General features: G+C 69.0%; 17 protein-coding genes. 9 read left to right on the forward strand and 8 right to left on the reverse strand.

The annotated features are described in order from the left end of the window. The first annotated feature begins 16 nt into the window (after positions 1 to 16). Together N7L95_RS07750 and N7L95_RS07755 are read left to right on the forward strand one after the other, a co-directional pair. Positions 17 to 622, forward strand: coding sequence for a rhomboid family intramembrane serine protease (locus tag N7L95_RS07750; RefSeq protein ID WP_301259247.1), 606 nt, complete (start codon positions 17 to 19; stop codon positions 620 to 622). Between the two features lie 318 nt (positions 623 to 940). Next, positions 941 to 1852: a S1C family serine protease gene (locus N7L95_RS07755; RefSeq protein ID WP_301259248.1), complete on the forward strand. Its 912-nt coding sequence runs from the start codon at positions 941 to 943 to the stop codon at positions 1850 to 1852. 137 nt (positions 1853 to 1989) lie between these two features. Here the strand turns inward: N7L95_RS07755 and N7L95_RS07760 are convergent, their stop codons facing one another. Together N7L95_RS07760 and N7L95_RS07765 are read right to left on the reverse strand one after the other, a co-directional pair. Then, entirely contained in the window at positions 1990 to 2538 is a 549-nt protein-coding gene (locus tag N7L95_RS07760) for a hypothetical protein (RefSeq protein WP_301259249.1), read from the reverse strand. Positions 2539 to 2688: 150 nt separating this feature from the next. Next, positions 2689 to 3588, reverse strand: a complete 900-nt coding sequence (locus tag N7L95_RS07765; protein WP_301260093.1) for an SDR family oxidoreductase — start codon at positions 3586 to 3588, stop codon at positions 2689 to 2691. Positions 3589 to 3668: 80 nt separating this feature from the next. Here N7L95_RS07765 and N7L95_RS07770 point away from each other — a divergent pair, with 80 nt between their 5' ends. Both N7L95_RS07770 and N7L95_RS07775 read left to right on the forward strand, forming a co-directional pair. Then, the gene (locus N7L95_RS07770) at positions 3669 to 4700 is read left to right on the forward strand and encodes a CDP-6-deoxy-delta-3,4-glucoseen reductase (protein ID WP_301259250.1); all 1032 of its coding nucleotides are present in this window, start codon (positions 3669 to 3671) and stop codon (positions 4698 to 4700) included. A 128-nt stretch (positions 4701 to 4828) separates the two neighbouring features. Beyond that, on the forward strand, positions 4829 to 5806 hold the full coding sequence (locus tag N7L95_RS07775) for a Bug family tripartite tricarboxylate transporter substrate binding protein (protein WP_301259251.1): 978 nt from the start codon (positions 4829 to 4831) through the stop codon (positions 5804 to 5806). Positions 5807 to 6133: 327 nt separating this feature from the next. Here the strand turns inward: N7L95_RS07775 and N7L95_RS07780 are convergent, their stop codons facing one another. The 5 genes from N7L95_RS07780 to N7L95_RS07800 all read right to left on the reverse strand — a co-directional run bounded on the left by N7L95_RS07780 (position 6134) and on the right by N7L95_RS07800 (position 11263). After that, positions 6134 to 6850, reverse strand: a complete 717-nt coding sequence (locus N7L95_RS07780) for an ABC transporter ATP-binding protein (RefSeq protein ID WP_301259252.1) — start codon at positions 6848 to 6850, stop codon at positions 6134 to 6136. Between the two features lie 29 nt (positions 6851 to 6879). Next, positions 6880 to 7662 (reverse strand): ABC transporter ATP-binding protein, encoded by a 783-nt coding sequence (locus N7L95_RS07785; protein ID WP_301259253.1) that lies wholly within the window; start codon positions 7660 to 7662, stop codon positions 6880 to 6882. Positions 7663 to 7675: 13 nt separating this feature from the next. Next, positions 7676 to 8764, reverse strand: a complete 1089-nt coding sequence (locus tag N7L95_RS07790) for a branched-chain amino acid ABC transporter permease (RefSeq protein WP_435870068.1) — start codon at positions 8762 to 8764, stop codon at positions 7676 to 7678. Positions 8765 to 8782: 18 nt separating this feature from the next. Further along, on the reverse strand, positions 8783 to 9712 hold the full coding sequence (locus N7L95_RS07795) for a branched-chain amino acid ABC transporter permease (RefSeq protein ID WP_301259254.1): 930 nt from the start codon (positions 9710 to 9712) through the stop codon (positions 8783 to 8785). 231 nt (positions 9713 to 9943) lie between these two features. Further along, positions 9944 to 11263, reverse strand: a complete 1320-nt coding sequence (locus tag N7L95_RS07800) for a replication-associated recombination protein A (RefSeq protein ID WP_301259255.1) — start codon at positions 11261 to 11263, stop codon at positions 9944 to 9946. A 117-nt stretch (positions 11264 to 11380) separates the two neighbouring features. Between N7L95_RS07800 and N7L95_RS07805 the strand changes: the two genes are divergently transcribed. The 4 genes from N7L95_RS07805 (at position 11381) to N7L95_RS07820 (ending at position 15762) form a co-directional block, all read left to right on the forward strand. Further along, positions 11381 to 11779, forward strand: coding sequence for a DUF4398 domain-containing protein (locus N7L95_RS07805; RefSeq protein WP_301259256.1), 399 nt, complete (start codon positions 11381 to 11383; stop codon positions 11777 to 11779). Between the two features lie 22 nt (positions 11780 to 11801). Further along, a complete protein-coding gene (locus N7L95_RS07810; protein ID WP_301259257.1) occupies positions 11802 to 12653 on the forward strand; it encodes an OmpA family protein in 852 nt (283 codons plus the stop codon). Continuing rightward, a complete protein-coding gene (locus N7L95_RS07815; RefSeq protein ID WP_301259258.1) occupies positions 12650 to 13735 on the forward strand; it encodes an AI-2E family transporter in 1086 nt (361 codons plus the stop codon). The genes N7L95_RS07810 and N7L95_RS07815 overlap by 4 nt, the downstream gene beginning before the upstream one ends. Before the next feature lie 197 nt (positions 13736 to 13932). After that, complete coding sequence (locus N7L95_RS07820; protein WP_301259259.1) at positions 13933 to 15762, forward strand: ABC transporter ATP-binding protein; 1830 nt, start codon at positions 13933 to 13935, stop codon at positions 15760 to 15762. Between the two features lie 65 nt (positions 15763 to 15827). Here the strand turns inward: N7L95_RS07820 and N7L95_RS07825 are convergent, their stop codons facing one another. After that, positions 15828 to 16211 (reverse strand): hypothetical protein, encoded by a 384-nt coding sequence (locus N7L95_RS07825; RefSeq protein ID WP_301259260.1) that lies wholly within the window; start codon positions 16209 to 16211, stop codon positions 15828 to 15830. A 154-nt stretch (positions 16212 to 16365) separates the two neighbouring features. Between N7L95_RS07825 and N7L95_RS07830 the strand changes: the two genes are divergently transcribed. Then, positions 16366 to 17658, forward strand: a complete 1293-nt coding sequence (locus tag N7L95_RS07830) for a phospholipase D-like domain-containing protein (RefSeq protein WP_301259262.1) — start codon at positions 16366 to 16368, stop codon at positions 17656 to 17658. The last annotated feature ends 3 nt before the right edge of the window (positions 17659 to 17661 follow it).

The following is a 17661-nucleotide window of genomic DNA, read 5'->3' on the forward strand; positions in this document are numbered from 1 at the left end:
CCGCACGGCCGTCACGATGCCTCCTCTGCCTCCCGTCATCAAAGCCCTGCTCCTGGTCAATGTCGCCGCCTACTGCCTCGATGTGGTCACCGGCGGCTGGCTCACCCTCTGGTTCGGACTGTGGTCGCTGAACAGCGGCCAGTTCATGCCCTGGCAGGTCGTCACCCACGCCTTTCTGCACAGCAACGCCCTGCACCTGTTCCTGAACATGCTCGGCTTGTGGATGTTCGGCGTCGAGCTGGAGCGGATGTGGGGCAGCAAGCGCTTCCTGCAGTTCTACACCGCCGGCCTGCTGAGCGCGGCAGTGGTGCAGGTCCTGTTCACCGTGGTGGTCGGCGGCAGGTCGGTGTCCATGGGAGCGTCAGGCGGCCTCTTCGCGATCCTGCTGGCCTGTGCGATGTACTTCCCCAACCGCACCATCATGCCGCTCTTCCCTCCCATCCCGATGAAGATGAAGGTCTTCGTCTTCGTGTTCGGCGCGATCGAGCTGTTCCTCGGTGCCTACCACGGCCACTCCGGCATCGGTCACTTCGCGCACCTGGGCGGCATGCTGGGGGGCTTCCTGATGATTCGCTACTGGCGCGGCCAGCCCCCCTTCAAGAAGCGCCGCCGCCTGCACTGAGCGGCGCCCGCCCGCCATGCCCCTGCTTTGAGCACAGGGATGGCGAAAGCGCGATGCTGTGGCGATCCGCTCTTGTCCACAGTGGGGTGCACCATGGCTGTATCGCGTGCGTCTTGGCTCTCGCGTGTTGTCCGGCCGCTCCGGCTGCTCGTCTTGCTGACAGCCTGCGGCGCTCCGGCCGTGGCGGGCACCCCGCCGGCCGGCGCATCGGCTGCATCGGCTGCATCGGCTGCATCGGCTGCATCGGCTGCATCGGCTGCATCGGCTGCATCGGCCGAAGACGAGCCGGACGAGGCTGCCGTCCAGCAACAAGCGCGTGTGCTACGCCAGGCAGCCGGCTCGGTGGTCGGCGTGCGCGCGGTGGCCACGCCGCAGGCGCGCAGCACCGACAGCCTGGGCCCGGTTCGCGTGGGCTCTGGCGTGGTGATCGGCAGCGACGGCACGGTCCTCACCATCGGCTATCTCATTGTCGAGGCCGAGCGGGTCGAACTGGTCACCACTGCCGGCAAGGCCTATCCGGCCCGGGTGGTGGCCTACGACCCGGCCACCGGCTTCGGCCTGCTGCAATCGGTGCTGCCCCTGGGCATTGCGCCGGCACGGCTGGGCGCGTCTTCGGGGGTTGACGAGAGCCAGCCCTATGTCGTGGTCAGCGGCGGCAGCGAGGCGGAGATGTCGCTTGCCCAGGTGGTCTCGCGCCGGCCGTTCTCGGGCTACTGGGAATACCACATCGAGGACGCCCTCTTCACCGTGCCGCCGCGGTTGGACCACAGCGGCGCCGGGCTCTTCAACCGCCAGGGCGAGCTGGTGGGCATCGGCTCGCTGATCGTGATGGAGGCCAGCAAGCCCGGCGTGGCCGAGCCCGGCAACATGTTCGTGCCGGTCGACCTGCTCAAGCCGGTGCTGGCCGAGATGCGCAGCCGCGGCGCCTCGGCGCGAAGCACGCGGGCGTGGCTCGGCGTCAACTGCATCGAGCAGCAAGGCCTGGTGCGGGTGGTCCGCGTCAATGCCGACAGCCCGGCGGAGCAGGCCGGCGTGCAGCCGGGCGACCTGATCCTGAAGCTCGACGGCTTGCCGATCGACAGCCTGGAGACCTTCTACAAGAAGCTCTGGGACCATGCCCAGCCCGAGCGAGAAGTGACGCTGGAGATCGGTCGCGGCGCCAGCGTGCAAAGCAAGAAGGCGCACACAGTGGACCGCATGAAGACGCTGCGCCGGTCGGTGGGGATCTGAGCCGGGCCCACGCCCGCCGCGCGCGACACATGCCGCGGGGCGCCCACCCTCGATCGGGCGGCCAGCCTGGAAGCGCATCGGCACCGCCCGCCGCCCGACGTCAGGACAGGAAGCAGCCAGGCGGCGGTCGGCTTCCGCTAGATCGGCCCGTGCTCCGCGTCGGCAGGCCGACCGGCCTCCTGCAGGATCCGCTCGCGATCCGCTCCGACCTTGTCCGAAACATCCATCCGCGACACGAGCGCCCCGTCGTCGAAGATGAGTTCACTCACTTGCCGGTATTTCCAGGCGGGCTGGAACCCCATATGCACCTGCAGGTCGGCAATGAAACCTCTGGCAATCAAGATCCCGCCGGTGAAGGCGACCGGAAGCGCGATGCCGGCGTACTGCAGATCGAATTTCACCGACCCGGGCTCCTGCGGAATCGGGGCACGCCCGCCAAATGCGGGCGGCGGCGAGCAGCGATACTCTCGGCCCTGCCAGCTGCCGTTGTTGATCCTCAACCGATCGAGAACCAGCCGTCCCTCCAGAACCGTATAGGTGGCGACATACCCTCGCCAGCAGCACGTGGTGGTGCAACTCGGTGCAAACCCATGGTCCTCGGGACCGAACAAGCCATGGCCGCGGGCACCGGCAAGATGATGGATGTCGCCATCCAGCGCGAAGAGGTCGGGGAGTTGCGCAGTCATGTTGTTTCTCGCATGGCGGTGACGTGATCAGTGGGCGCTCCGCACCGCGACCGTGTTTGCGCTGGCCACCGCCCTCGACGGTCGTCGCGGGTCGACCGGGTGGTGGCCCCTCCCCGGCGGGCGCACAGCCACGGCGAAAGCGCCGGCGCCTCAGGCCAGCAAGCCGTCATGCACCCGCGGGTAGCGCAGGCGCAGCCGCAACTCCTGCTTCAGCCGCCGGTTCTCCAGTCGGCGCGACTCGCTCATGAAGGACAGCGACATCGGTGCGAGCTGCCCCGCCGCCTCGGCACGTGAGACACGCGGCGGGCGCGGCAGGCCGCAGAGGTCGGCCGCCAGGTCGAAGTAGTCGCCCATCTTCAGCTCGGTGTCGTCGCTCGCATGCACGACGCGCTGTGGCCGACCGCGGAACAAGGCGGCGACGCAGGCCCGTGCCAGGTCGTCGGCATGGATGTGGTTGGTGTAGACGTCGTCGTCCGGGCTCAGCACCGGCGTGCCGCGCGCAAGGCGCTCGCGCGGGTGGCCGCCGGGGCGGTCGCCGGCATAGATGCCGGGAATGCGCAGCACCGTCACGCACACCCCGCGGGCACGTCCGAAGGCGCGCAGGCGCCGCTCGGCATCGACGCGCCGCCGGCTGCGGTCCGAGGCCGGCGACACCGCGCGGGTCTCGTCGAAGCGCTGCCCGCCGGCGTCGCCATAGACGCCGGTGGTGCTGCCGTAGACCAGGCGCCGCACCCGCCCCTTGCGGGCCAGCGCCTGCAGCAGCGCCGCGGTGCGCGGATCCTCGTCCCCCTGGCCGGGCGGCGGCGCCAGGTGCAGCACCGCATCGGCCAGGCCGCCCAGGCGGCCCAGCGTGGCCGGGTCGTCGAGGTTGCCGAGCAGCGGCACCGCGCCCAGCGCGCGCAGGGCGGGCATGGCCTCGGCCCGGGAGGTCAGTGCATAGACCCGCCAGCGCGCTGCCAGCAGCTTCAGGACCCGCTGGCCGACGTCGCCGCAACCGACGATCAGCAGGCGGGGACGGGCGGGCGAAGGGGCAGCGACGAAGGCGGGCATGGCAAGAAGTGGGAACAAGGGCGAGCAGGCTTCCAGAACCCGGGCACAATCACGGGCGGCACAGTTTAAGAGGTCCTCCCATGACATTCACCGTGACCGTGCAGCCCAGCGGCCACAAGTTCGAGGTGCAGCGCGACGAGACCATCCTCGCCGCCGCCATCCGCGAGGGCGTCGGCCTGCCGTATGGCTGCAAGGACGGCGCCTGCGGTTCCTGCAAGAGCCGCCTGCTCGAAGGGCGCGTGCTGCACGGCGCCCACCAGGTCAAGGCCATGTCGCCGGCCGAGGAAGAAGCCGGCTACACCCTCACCTGCTGCGGCACCCCGCAGACCGACATCGTCATCGAGTCGCGCGAGGTCGTCGGCGCCGGGCAGTTCCCGGTCAAGAAGATGCCCTGCCGGGTCAGCGCCATCGAGAAGGCCGCCGCCGACGTCGCGCTGCTCAAGCTGCAGCTGCCGGCCAACGACCGGCTGCAGTACCACGCCGGACAGTACATCGAATTCATCCTGCGCGACGGCGCGCGCCGCAGCTACTCGATGGCCAATGCGCCGCACCTGCAGGCCGAGAAGCCCGGCATCGAGCTGCACATCCGCCACATGGTCGGCGGCAAGTTCACCGACCATGTCTTCGGTGCGATGAAGGAGAAGGACATCCTGCGCATGGAGGGCCCCTTCGGCAGCTTCTTCCTGCGCGAGGACAGCGACAAGCCCATCGTGCTGCTGGCCTCGGGCACTGGCTTCGCGCCCATCAAGGCCATCATCGAGCACATGCAGTTCAAGGGCATCACCCGCCCCGCGGTGCTGTACTGGGGTTGCCGCAGCCGCCAGGACCTCTATCTGCACGACTGGGCCTTGCAGGCCTGCGAGGCGCTGCCCAGCCTGCGCTACGTGCCGGTGCTGTCCGAGCCACGGCCGGAAGACGAGTGGTCCGGCAGCGTCGGCTTCGTGCACCAGAAGGTCATGCAGGACCTGCCCGATCTCTCGGGGCACCAGGTCTACGCCTGTGGCGCCCCCGTGATGGTAGAGTCGGCGCAGCGCGATTTCGTCGCGCGTTGCGGGCTGCCGGAAGCCGAGTTCTACGCCGATTCCTTCACCTCTGAAGCGGATAAGCATTGAGACCCCCGCCGCACGGCGGCCGCCACCTGCGGTCGCTGCCGCGGCCCGGACAGCCCCCCTCCCCCGGGTGCACCGCTTTTGCCGCGCCCGCTCTTGTCGGCCTCGACGCCATCACTGAGCAGTAGCCCATGAATCGACGCCTCTGGCTGCAGACACAGGCCGCGCTGGCCGCCGGACTGTGCACGCCTTCCCTCCTGCGTGCACAGAACCGCATCGTGAAGCTGGTGGTGCCCTACCCTGCCGGCGGCCCGCTCGATGCCATTGCGCGGGTGCTTGCCGAGCGGGCGCGCGAGCAGCTCGGCACGGTGATTGTCGAGAACCGCCCGGGCGCCGGCGGCAACCTGGGTGCCGACCTGGTGGCCAAGGCCCCGCCGGACGGCAACACCCTGGTCATGGGCGCGGTGGCGACCCACGCGATCAATCCCTGGCTGTACGCCCACGTCCCCTACGACCCGATCCGCGACTTCGCGCCCATCACCCTGGTGGCCCGCGTGCCGAATGTGCTGGTGCTGAATGCCGAAAGCGCCACCCGGCTCAAGATCAACAGCCTGCAGGACCTGCTGGCCTACGCCCGGAAGAACCCCGGCAAGCTGAACTACGGCTCGGGGGGCAACGGCAGCGCCGGCCACCTCGCCGGTGAGATGTTCAAGAGCCTCGGCAAGGTCAGCATGGTGCACATCCCTTATGCAGGCGCCGCGCCGGCGCAGCTCGGGCTGCTGTCGGGCCAGGTGGACCTGAACTTCGACAACCTCGCCTCGGCCGCCGCCAACATCCGCTCAGGCAAGCTCAAGGCGCTGGCGGTCACTACCGACCAGCGCAGCCCGGCCATGCCCGAGCTGCCGACGGTGGCCGAAGCCGGCCTGCCCGGCTTTGCGGTGGACACCTGGTTCGGCCTGTTCGCACCCGCGAAGACGCCGCCCGAGACGGTCGCCCAGCTCAACAAGGCCTTTGTCACGGTGCTGCAGCTGCCGGAGGTCAAGACGCGCTTCGCCAGCTTCATGGCCGAGCCGGCGCCCACCTCGCCGCAGCAGTTCGGCGAGCTGGTGAAGTCGGAACTGGCCAAGTACCGCGGCGTGGTGCAGCGCAGCGGCGCCAAGATCGAGTGACGCCGGCAGAGCCGCAGCGGCCGCTGAAGGAATGCAGCGACCGGGCTCGATGCACGGAGGCGGCTGGCTTCGCCAGCCAGGGCCAGCCGCCGGCCCCGCTCGGCTCGGCTCGGCTCGGCTCGGCAGCGTTGCCCACCGATGCCGGTGGCGCATCGGCGAGGGCAGGCCATCACCTCATTGGGGAAGCGCCGGCCATCACGGCAGCCCTTTCGACGTCGGGCAAGGGCCCGCGCACCGGCCTCACCCGTGTAGCCGGGCCGCACCTCCGGCCATGAAAAACGGCCGCCCAAGGCGGCCGTCGGCGGCGGGAGGGCCACTCGGGCGCGGTCACTCGCCGAGGTAGGCGGCCCGCACGCGCGGATCGTTCAGCAGCTGGTCGGCCGGGCCGTCCATCGTGACCTCGCCGGACTCCATCACGTAGCCACGGTTGGCCAGGGCCAGCGCACGGCTGGCGTTCTGCTCGACCAGCAGCACGGTGACGCCCTGCTTGTGGATGTCGTTCACGACCTCGAAGATCTTGTCGACCATGATCGGCGACAGGCCCATCGAGGGCTCGTCCAGCAGCAGCAGCTTGGGACGGGCCAGCAGCGCGCGGCCCATGGCCAGCATCTGCTGCTCGCCGCCCGACATGGTGCCGGCCAGCTGGTTGCGGCGCTCCTTCAGGCGGGGGAACAGCTCGAACACCTTCTCGATGTCGGCGTCGATCTCCTTCTTGTCCTTGCGGGTGAAGGCGCCCATCAGCAGGTTCTCGGTGATGGTCATGCGGGTGAAGGTACCGCGGCCTTCAGGCACCATCACCAGGCCTTGCTTCACCAGGTCCCAGGCGCCCTTGCCGGTGCAGGGCTGGCCCAGGTACTCGACCGAGCCGCTGGCGATGGGCTGGGTGCCGGTGATGGCCTTCAGCGTGGTGGTCTTGCCAGCGCCGTTGGCGCCGATCAGGCTGACGAGTTCGCCTTGCTTGACTTCGAGCGACACGCCCTTGACGGCCTGGATGCCGCCGTAGGCGACCTTCAGGCCGCTGATCTTGAGGATGGTCTGGGTCATCTTCGAACGCTTTCGTATCAGGGGCGAGCTCAGTGGGCGGCGTGTCCGGCGCCGAGGTAGGCCTCGATCACCTTCTCGTTGCGCTGCACGTCGTAAGGCGTGCCTTCGGCGATCTGCTTGCCGTAGTCGAGCACCGTGACGCGGTCGCACAGGCCCATCACCAGCTTCACGTCGTGCTCGATCAGCAGGATGGTGCGGCCGTCCTTGCGGATGCGGTCGATCAGTTCACGCAGCACCACCTTCTCGGTGGCGTTCATGCCGGCCGCCGGCTCGTCGAGCGCAATCAGCTTGGGCTCGGTGGCCAGGGCGCGGGCGATCTCCAAGCGGCGCTGGTCGCCATAGCTCAGCGTGCGGGCCTTGAAGTCGGCGTACTTGCCGATGCCCACGTAGTCCAGCAGCTGCAGCGCCCGCTCGCGGATGCGCTGCTCCTCTTCCTTGAAGGCTTTGGTGCGGAACACCGCGCCGACCAGGCCAGAGCCGGTGCGGACATGGCGGCCGACCATCACGTTCTCGACCGCCGTCATGTCGGCGAACAGGCGGATGTTCTGGAAGGTCCGCGCGATGCCGGCCTTGGCCACTTCATGCACCGCCGACGGCTTGTAGGCCTTGCCTTCCAGCTCGAACACGCCCGAATCGGGCACGTAGAGGCCGGTGATCACATTGAAGAAGGTGGTCTTGCCGGCGCCGTTCGGGCCGATCAGGCCGTACACCTGGCCGCGGCCGATCTGGATGCCGACATCCGACAGGGCTTGCAACCCGCCGAAGCGCTTGGAGACGCCGGCGACCTTCAGGACGATGTTGTCGTTGCTCATCTTCTGTGCTCCCTCACTTCACGGCCGGCTGGGGGGCCGCCTTGCCATGCTCAGGCGCGGGCCACAAGCCGCGCGGCCGCAGGAGCATCACGATGATCATGGCCAGCGCGATCAGCAGCTGGCGCAGGATGGCGGCGTCGAGCCGGCCGTCGGTCATTTGCTGCAGGGGGCCGGCGACGTAGCGCAGCACTTCCGGCAGCGCGGCCAGCAGCAACGCGCCCAGCACCACACCCGGCAGGTGGCCGAGGCCGCCCAGCACCACCATCGCGACGATCATCACCGACTCCATCAGGCTGAAGGACTCGGGCGAGATGAAGCCCTGGAAGGCCGCGAACATCGAGCCCGAGACGCCGCCGAAGGTGGCGCCCATGCCGAAGGCCAGCAGCTTCATGTTGCGCACGTTGATGCCCATCGCCTTGGCGGCGGTGTCGTCTTCGCGGATGGCCATCCAGGCGCGGCCGATGCGCGAGTTCTGCAGGTTGTGGCAGATCACGATGGACAGCAGCACCAGCGCCATGAACAGGTAGTAGTACAGCACCACCGGCGGCAGGCGGTAGTCGCCGATCATCAGCGGCGAGCCGAAGTCGAAGCCGAAGAAGCGCATCGAGTCGATGCCGCTCAGGCCGCGCGGACCGTTGGTGATGTTGACCGGGTACTCCAGGTTGTTCATGAACACCCGGATGATCTCGCCGAAGCCGAGCGTCACGATGGCGAGGTAGTCGCCACGCAGCCGCAGCACCGGGGTGCCGAGCAGCACGCCGGCCAGGGCGGCCACGCCGGCGGCCAGCGGGACGATCAGCCAGATCGGCGTGTGCAGGCCGTTCGGGAACATGGCGGCGATGGCCGGGAAGGTCTCGAACAGGTGCGGGGAGGCCATCAGCGCGAAGAGGTAGGCCCCCACCGCATAGAAGGCCACGTAGCCGAGGTCGAGCAGGCCGGCATAGCCCACCACGATGTTCAGGCCGAGCGCGAGCATCACGTACAGCAGCGCCAGGTCGATGATGCGCACCCAGCCCTGGCCGAAGTGCAGCGCGACGTGCGGCAGGATGAACAGCAGCGCGCCGATCAGCACGAAGGAAAGCAGCTTGTTTTTTTGCAGCATGGCAATGTCTCCAGGCGGTCAGGCGCGATCCGCCACGCGCTCGCCGAGCAGACCCGAGGGACGCAGGGTCAGCACCAGGATCAGGACAACGAAGGCAAAGATGTCGGCGTAGTGGCTGCCCAGCACGCCGCCGGTGAGCTCGCCGAGGTAGCCGGAGCCGATCGCTTCGATGAGGCCCAGCAGCACGCCGCCGACCATCGCGCCGGTGAGGTTGCCGATGCCGCCGAACACTGCCGCCGTGAAGGCCTTCAGGCCCGGCAGGAAGCCCATGGAGTGCTGCACGGTGCCGTAGTTGGCCGCCCACATCACGCCGGCCACCGCCGCCAGGGCGGCACCGATGATGAAGGTGGCGGAGATCACCATGTCAGGCCGCACGCCCATCAGGCTGGCCACGCGCGGGTTTTCCGCGGTGGCACGCATGGCCCGGCCCAGCTTGGTCTTGTTGACCAGCCACAACAGGCCGATCAGCAGCACGCCGGTGGTGGCCAGGATCAGCAGCTGGGTGACCGTGATCACGGCGCCCATCACAGGCACCACCTCGGTCGGCAGCAGCAGCGGGTAGGGCTTGGGATTGGGCTTCCAGAGGATCATGGCGAGCGTCTGGAGCAGGATGGACATGCCGATCGCGGTGATCAGCGGCGCCAGGCGTGGCGCATTGCGCAGCGGCCGGTAGGCGATCTTCTCGATGGCGAAGTTCAGCGCCGAGCAGACGACGATCGCGCACAACAGCGAGATCAACATCATCGCCCAGCCCGGCATGCCGGGCGTCGCCTCCTGCAGGAAGCTGACCACCGTCCAGCTGGTCAGGGCGCCCACCATCAGCACCTCGCCGTGCGCGAAGTTGATCAGGCTGATGATGCCGTAGACCATCGTGTAGCCGAGTGCCACGAGCGCATACATGCTGCCCAGCACCAGACCATTGATGATCTGTTGGAGAAAGATGTCCATCCGTCGGTCTCCGAGGAAAAGTAAATGTCGGCTTGGAGCAAAAACCGGGCCCGCCTAAGCACCTGGACGTCGGCAGGATTCAGCATCGCGCCTCCCCCCAACCGCGGCCAGCAGCGGACACCGGCCCCCTCTGTGGCCCCAAATTGGCGCGGATTGTAGCCACGCGCGACTTGGTGAAAAGTTCGGGGTTTACCCTTCAGAGACTGTCAATTGAACGACGGCCCAAAAAGATCATCGTTTTTTGCGCGATTCTTCATTCTTTTGGCGCAATTCTTCGAGTTTTTCTCCAATGCGGATTTCGAGCCCCCGAGGTACGGGGTGGTAGAAGACCGCGTCCTCCACCCCGTCGGGGAAGTAGCGCTCGCCCGCGGCGAAGCCGCCTTCCTCGTCATGCGCGTAGCGGTAGCCCTGCGAGTACCCCAGGTTCTTCATCAGTTGTGTCGGGGCGTTACGAAGGTGCAAGGGCACCGGTCGGGTGCCATCCTGCTTCACAAAGGCCCGTACTGCCTTGTAGGCGGTGTAGACCGCATTCGACTTGGGTGCCACCGCAAGATAGACCACCGCCTGCGCCAGGGCCAGCTCGCCCTCGGGTGAGCCGAGCCGTTCGTAGGTTTCGGCGGCGTCCAGGGTCATGCGCAGGGCGCGCGGGTCGGCCAGGCCGATGTCCTCCGCCGCCATGCGGATCAGGCGACGCGAGATATAGCGAGCATCGACACCGCCGTCGACCATGCGCACGAACCAGTAGAGCGCTGCATCCGGGTCGGAGCCCCGCACCGACTTGTGCAAGGCCGAAATGGTGTCGTAGAACTGCTCGCCGCCCTTGTCGTAGCGACGCAGCTGCTCGCCCAGCGAGCGCTCGAGCATCGCCTCGTCGATTTCGAGCAGCCCTTGCGGGCCACTCATGCGCACCAGGTTCTCATAAGTGTTGAGCAGGCGCCGGGCATCGCCGTCCGCATAGCCGATCAGCCGGTCACGCGCTGCTTCGGTCAGGCCGGGCGCGCCGAGCAGGTCGCGGGCCTTCTCCAGCAGCGCCTGCAAGTCCTCGGGCCCGATGGCCTGCAGCACATGCACGGTCGCGCGGGACAGCAGCGCCGAGTTGACCTCGAAGGACGGATTCTCGGTGGTGGCCCCGATGAAGGTGAACAGCCCCGACTCCACGTGCGGCAGGAAGGCGTCCTGCTGCGACTTGTTGAACCGGTGCACCTCGTCAACGAAGACGATGGTGTGGCGGCCCATGCTGCGCGCCACCTGGGCCTGCTCCACCGCCTCGCGGATGTCCTTCACGCCGCCGAGCACCGCCGAGATCTGGATGAACTGCGCGTCGAAGGCGTCGGCCATCAGCCGGGCAAGCGTGGTCTTGCCGACGCCGGGCGGGCCCCACAGGATCATCGAATGGGGTTGCCCGGACTCGAACGCCGCCCGCAGCGGCTTGCCCGGACCCAGCAGGTGCTGCTGGCCGATGACCTGGTCGAGCGTGCGCGGCCGCAGCCGTTCGGCGAGCGGGACCGGGGTGCCGGCAGCAGCGGCAGTGGCGGAGAAGAGATCGGCCATGGGCGCGCATTGTGGCAGGGAGCGGGCGGCTTGGCGCTCGGCGCGCAGCCGGCGGCCTCAGGAACAAAAGATGCTGACTCCTTTGCGTCTCAACCCGTCAGTCCGAAGGAGACCTGCATGATGTTCTCTCCCCAGACCCCTTGGCGCGTGGCAGCGCCGCTGGCTGCCGCCGCGGCGCTGGCGCTGGCCGGCTGTGCCAGCAAGACACCGGTGCCCAACGAGCAGATGGCGGTATCCCAGGCTGCCGTCGATGCCGCGGTGAGTGCCGGCGCCACCCAGTACGCGCCGGTCGAGTTGAACCAGGCGCGGCAGAAGCTGGACGGCGCGAAGAACGCGCTGCGCGCCGAAGACGCCATGACCGCGCGCCGCCTTGCCGAACAGGCCGAGGTGGACGCACGCACTGCCACAGCGAAGGCCAACGCCGAGAAGTCGCGCAAGGCGGTCGGCGAGATCGAGCAAAGCATCCGCATGCTGCGCGAAGAAATGGCACGGCCCAATGCCCGTCCCGCCTCTTGAGAAAAACCCGAAGGAGCATGCCATGAAGCACACGCCATCGCTGACCCTGCTGGCCCTGGCCGCCGGCCTGCTGGCCGGCTGCGCGAGCGCGCCGACCCAGCCCAACGCGGCCCTTGAAGAAGCACGCCAGCTCTACGGACGTACCGCGAGCAGCCCGGCCGTCGCACAGGGGGCGCAGGTGGAGCTCGACCGCGCCCGCCAAGCCCTCAACCGTGCCGACGCGGCGTGGAACGACAAGCAGGACACTGCCGAGACCAATCACCTGGCCTACCTGGCGAAGCAGCTCACCGTGGTGGCCATGGAAACCGGCGCTCAGCGCGAGGCGGAAGCCCGGGTTCAGCAGGCCAGTGCCGAGCGCGAGCGCGTGCGGGCCGACGCCCGGGGCGTCGAGGCGCAGGTCGCTCAAGCACGTGCCGACAGCGCCCAGCAACAGGCGCAATCCGAATCGCAGCGGGCCCGCCAGCTGGAGCAGGAACTGCAGCAGCTGTCGGCCCGCAACACCGAGCGCGGCATGGTGGTGACCCTGCAGGACGTGCTGTTCGACGTCGGCCAGGCGAGCCTGAAGCCCGGCGCAGAGCGCACGCTGGAGCGGGTGGCCGAAGTGTTGAGAACGCATCCGGAGCGGCGCCTGTTGATCGAAGGCTTTACCGACAGCACCGGCAGCGAGGCCACCAACCTCGAGCTCTCGCGCCAACGCGCCGAGGCGGTGCAGCGGGTGCTGACGGCTCGCGGCGTCTCACCCGACCGCATCGACGTGCAGCCGCGCGGTGAAGCCTATCCCGTCGCCAATAACGAGACCGCTGCCGGCCGGCAGCTGAACCGGCGCGTCGAACTGCTGTTCTCCGACGAGCAAGGCCAGATCGAACCGCGGTGACTGGCCGCCTGCCAGCGTCGCCGCAGCCACCGGCACCGCCGCCCCCGGCGGGGGTGCCGGGCTGGGTCGGCTTGGCGTTGCTGGCCATTGCCGCCATCTTCCTGCTCAAGGCCGCCAAGACGGTGGCTTTGCCGGTGACGGTGGCGGTGCTCTTCACCTTCGTGCTGGCGCCACCGGTGCGCGGGCTGCAGCGGCGCGGCATTCCGCCGTCGCTGGGCGCCGGCATGGTACTGCTGGCGCTGCTCGGCACCCTGCTGCTGTTCGGAAGCACCTTGATCACGCCCGCCGCGGCGTGGTGGGAGCGGGCGCCGTCGAACCTGCAGCAGTTGATGGACGCCTTTGACCGGCTCCGCGCCGCCCTGCCGGGCCGCGCCCTCGTTGCCACCCCCGACAGCGCCGCCTTGCGTGAACAATTGCGCAGCGAAGGCATGGCGCTGACGCGCGTGCTGGTGAGTGAGACCGGGTACTTCACCATCTCGGCGGCGGCGACCACCATCCTGCTGTACTTCATGCTCGTGAGCGAGCAGTGGCTGGTCACCTGCACGCTGCAGGCCCTGCCCCAGCGGCGCACCCGCTTGCTGGTGCTGTCCGGGCTGGCCGAAGCGCAGCGCGACATTGGCCGCTTCCTGACCACGTTGACACTGCTCAACATCGGGCTGGGCGTGGCCACTGGCCTGGCGCTGCATGCCCTGGGCCTGCCCAATCCGGTGATGTGGGGCGCGCTGGCTGCAGCACTTCATTTCGTGTTCTACATCGGTCCGGTGATCACCACCTTGCTGCTGCTGCTGGCGGGGATCAGCAGCTTTTCCACCGCCAGCCAGATGCTCGCGCCGGCGCTGGCGTTCCTGGTGCTCAACGCGATCGAGAGCAATTTCCTCGGGCCGTGGCTGATGGGACGGCGGCTGCGGCTGAACCCGGTGTTCGTGTTCCTGTCCGTCATGGTCTGGGGCTGGATGTGGGGCATGGCAGGCGCCCTGATCGCGGTGCCCCTGCTGCTGGGCTTGCGCAGCGCCTGCCGCAGGGTGCGGCGGCTGCGGCTGCTGGGCCTCTACATCGGCGACCCGCGCGACGCGAGCAGCTAGCGGCAAGCGCCTGCCGGCCGGCAAGCCGCGCCGGTGCTCAAAAGCGGCAGTCGCGCCGCAGGCCGGCACGGGGTCCGGCCTCACTGTCTGTCAGGCAACTTCCGACAACTTGTCTGGCCCACCCCCGACTGTTGCGCTCGAGCAGCGATGCCTACAGTGCCAAGCATCGTCAAAGGCATTCTCGAACGCGAACCGCAATGAGCCATCCCGCTGCCCACGAATCCACCGGCGTCGCCGAGTTGTACCGCCGTGTCTGGCACTACGCTGCCGGCGTCCGGCTGCGCTGGACGATGGCCATGTCGCTGCTGGTCAGCTCGCAGCTCATCAAGCTCAGCCTGCCGTGGCTGGCCGCCCAGGCCATCAACAGCATCCAGACCGGCGGCATGGCCGGCCTGACCCGCGCCGCCTGGTGGATTGCCGCCATCGTCGGCGTCTACATTGGCGCTTGGTGCCTGCACGGGCCTGGCCGGGTGCTGGAGCGCTCGGTCGGCGTGCGTGTGCGCCGCGGCGTGTCGGACGCCCTGTACGGCAAGCTCACCCGCGTGCCGCTGGCCTGGCATGACAAACACCATTCAGGCGATGTGCAGCACCGGGTGGACCAGGCCAGCCATGCCTTGTTCGATTTCGCCCAGAACCAGTTCATCTACCTGCAGAACGCCGTCAACCTGCTCGGCCCGCTGATTGCGCTGACCATGCTGTCGCAGATGACCGGCTCGGTGGCCGTCGTCGGGTACATCCTCGTCGGCCTGGTGATCGTGCGCTTCGACCAGGCCCTGATGCGCCTCGCGGCGCAGGAAAACCAGGCCGGCCGCCGCTATGCAGCGGGCCTGCTCGACTTCATCGGCAACATCTCCACCGTGATGAGCCTGCGCCTGCAAGGTGCCTCGCAGCGCCTGCTGGACAAGCGGCTGATGGCCCTGTTCGTGCCGCTGAAGCGGACCATCGTGCTCACCGAGTTCAAGTGGTGTGCGGTCGACCTGCTCACCGTGATCCTGACCTGGGGCCTGGTGGTGAGCTTCGCCTGGCAGGTGGCAGGCGCCGGCTCGACCTTGCTGCTGGGCAGCCTCTTCATGATCTACCAGTATGCGAACCAGGCCGGCGGGGTCGTGTCCTCGCTCGCATCGAACTACCAGAACTTCGCCCGCATCCGCACCAACTTCGCCGCCTCCACCCCCATCTGGGAAGCACCCGAGCGCAGCCACAGCGGCCCGGAGATCGCCGACAGCTGGGAGCGCATCTCGCTGGCCGATATCAGCTACCACCATGCCGGCGGCGATGCCGAGCGGGGCGGCCTGAACCACCTGTCGTTCACCCTGCAGCGCGGCGAGCGCGTGGCCTTGGTGGGCCCGAGCGGCGCCGGCAAGAGCACCCTGCTGCGGGTGCTGGCCGGGCTGTACGACGCCCAGCACGGCCACTATGAGGTGGACGGTGTCGCGCAGCTGGGGCTGCGCCACTTGGGTGGCATCACGACCCTGATCCCGCAGGAAGCCGAGATCTTCGAGGCCAGCGTTCGCGAGAACATCACCTTCGACATGCCCACGCCGGAATCGGCGGTGGAACAGGCCGTGCACGTGAGCGCCTTCGACGCGGTGCTCGAGCGGCTGCCCCACGGCCTCGACACCGCCATTTCAGAGCGCGGCTTCAATCTGTCCGGCGGGCAGCGCCAGCGCCTGGCCCTCGCCCGCGGCGTGCTGGCAGCCCGCGACAGCTCCATGATCCTGCTGGACGAGCCCACCAGCGCGCTGGACCCGCTGACCGAGCTGCATGTGCACCACCGCATGGAGGAGGCCTTCCCCGACGCGACCATCGTCGCCTCGGTGCATCGCATGAGCCTGCTGGCCCACTTCGACAAGGTGGTGCTGATGGCCGCCGGCCGGGTGGTCGACGTTGGCAGCGTGGAAGAGCTGCTGGAGCGCCAGCCGCTGTTCTGCGAGCTGTATCGCGGTGCCGCCGCGGCCGAGGGCGAGGACGCCGTGACCGTGCAGGCCACCGAGGAGGCGGCCAACGAGAACCACATCGCCGCCTGAGCTGGCCCCCGCAGCGCCCCCTGAAGCCGGCCCCGCGCCGGCTTTGTCATTTCCCGTGTCAGCGTTCAGCGAGGCGGGGTGAGGCCGCGATCACGCGGGGCGTTCATGCCCCCTTCGCGCGCGGGCGCGGCTTCGGCGTCGCCACCGCGGGTGCCCATCAGGTCGCGCACGCAGTCAGCGCGTGATTCGCGCGGGAGGTCGGTGCACTGCGACATCTCGCGCGAGTGGCCGCTCGGCATTTCCCCGCGCAGCGGGTTGGCACGCTGGGCACGCGGTCGCTCAGTCTCGTTGGCGCCGGCCTGCCGGACGGCATCGGGCTGCGTCACCGGCGGAGGCAGCATGTCGGGGGCCGGCGTGCTGCGCGGCTGGGTGGCCGGGCCGGCGCCCTGCGCCTGCGCCACGCCAGCAAGCGCAACCCATAGCAAGGCGAACATGGGGTGGTGTCTCATCGATTGCTCCTTTCGGCTCGCAGTGAGCCGTGCTCGGCCCGCCGGTCGGCAGGTCTCCATTGCCAGACGGCAACACCCGTGCCAGAGGGGGCAGGCACACTGTTTGCCAGAAAGCTCGAACGCCAGCTTGGCGCTCAGCGCACGCAGTTTTGCCATGCAGACCTTCCGCCCGGCCCCGCCTCACCGTAGCTCCGCCACCACCTCGCGCTTGCGCCCCATGCCGCCGGTGCCTCGACGGCATCCCGGCCTCGAAGCCCGCCAGACGCCCGCCGAGGCGGCCTGCTCGGTGCGCCATGCAACGGCGCTTGCGAATGCCCTGGAGCGGCCGATCACGCCCGGCAACCGGGTCGACGCGCTGATCGATGCGCCGAGCGCGTACGCCGCCATGCTGGACGCCATCGAAGCCGCACGCGACCACATCAACATCGAAAGCCACCTGGTCGAGGCGGACGGCCCCGCACGCGAACTGGCGCGCCGGCTGCTGGCGAAGCGGCGCGAAGGCGTGCGCGTCAACCTGCTGCTTGGCGGCATGGACCCGGACGGCACCTGCAGCCGCTATTTCACCGCCCTGCGCAAGGCTGGCGTGCATCTCTGCGAATACCGGCCGCCGAGCGTCTGGCGCAACCCCCTGGGGCACGCGCTGCACGCCCGCCAGCACCGCAAGCTGCTGATCGTCGACGGCCGGGTGGCCATCACCGGTGGCCTGGACGGCAGCAGCATCTATCCGGTGCCGTCGCAAGCGCTCGGCACCGGCGGCGACAGCCCGGCCCGTGACACCCACGTTCGCCTGGAAGGCCCGGTGGTGGCCACCCTGCAGCGACTGTTCCTGGACCACTGGTGCAGCCAGTCGCGTAGCGCCGCCCAGCGCGCCCGCTACTTCCCGCCGCTGGCGGCGGCCGGCGAACAGCAAGTGGCGGTGGCCGCCTGCGACGACCACCACCGCCACCACCCGTCCCTGCATGTGCTGCTGCGAGCGGTGGAGTCGGCCGAGCAACGAATCTGGCTGACCGCCGACTGCTTTGCGCCGCCTCGCCGGCTCCTGCGCGCGTTGGCCAGCGCGGCCCGCCGGGGCGTCGACGTGCGCCTGGTGCTTCCCGGCGGCGGCAAAAGCGCGCTGTGGCCGGTGCACCGCGGTCACTATGCCGAGCTGCTGGCGGCCGGCGTGCGCATCTTCGAGCGCCGCGAGGCGCTGCCGCAGGCGCAGACCGCGGTCATCGATGGCGTCTGGTCCACGCTGGGCGCGGGCAAGCTGGACTGGCGCAGCGTGTTGCACACCGCCGAGGCGAATGTGGTGGTGCTCGACCCGACCTTCGGTGCCAGGCTGGAAGAGGTGTTCCGCCAGGACCTGTTCTGCAGCCACGAGGTGCTGCCCACCGAGTGGCGCGAACGCGGCTGGCACGCCCGCGCCAGCGAATGGCTGGCGGCCCGCCTGGATTTCCTGCCCTGACAC

The organism is Eleftheria terrae, assembly GCF_030419005.1.
In the GTDB taxonomy this organism is placed as follows: domain Bacteria; phylum Pseudomonadota; class Gammaproteobacteria; order Burkholderiales; family Burkholderiaceae_C; genus Caldimonas; species Caldimonas terrae.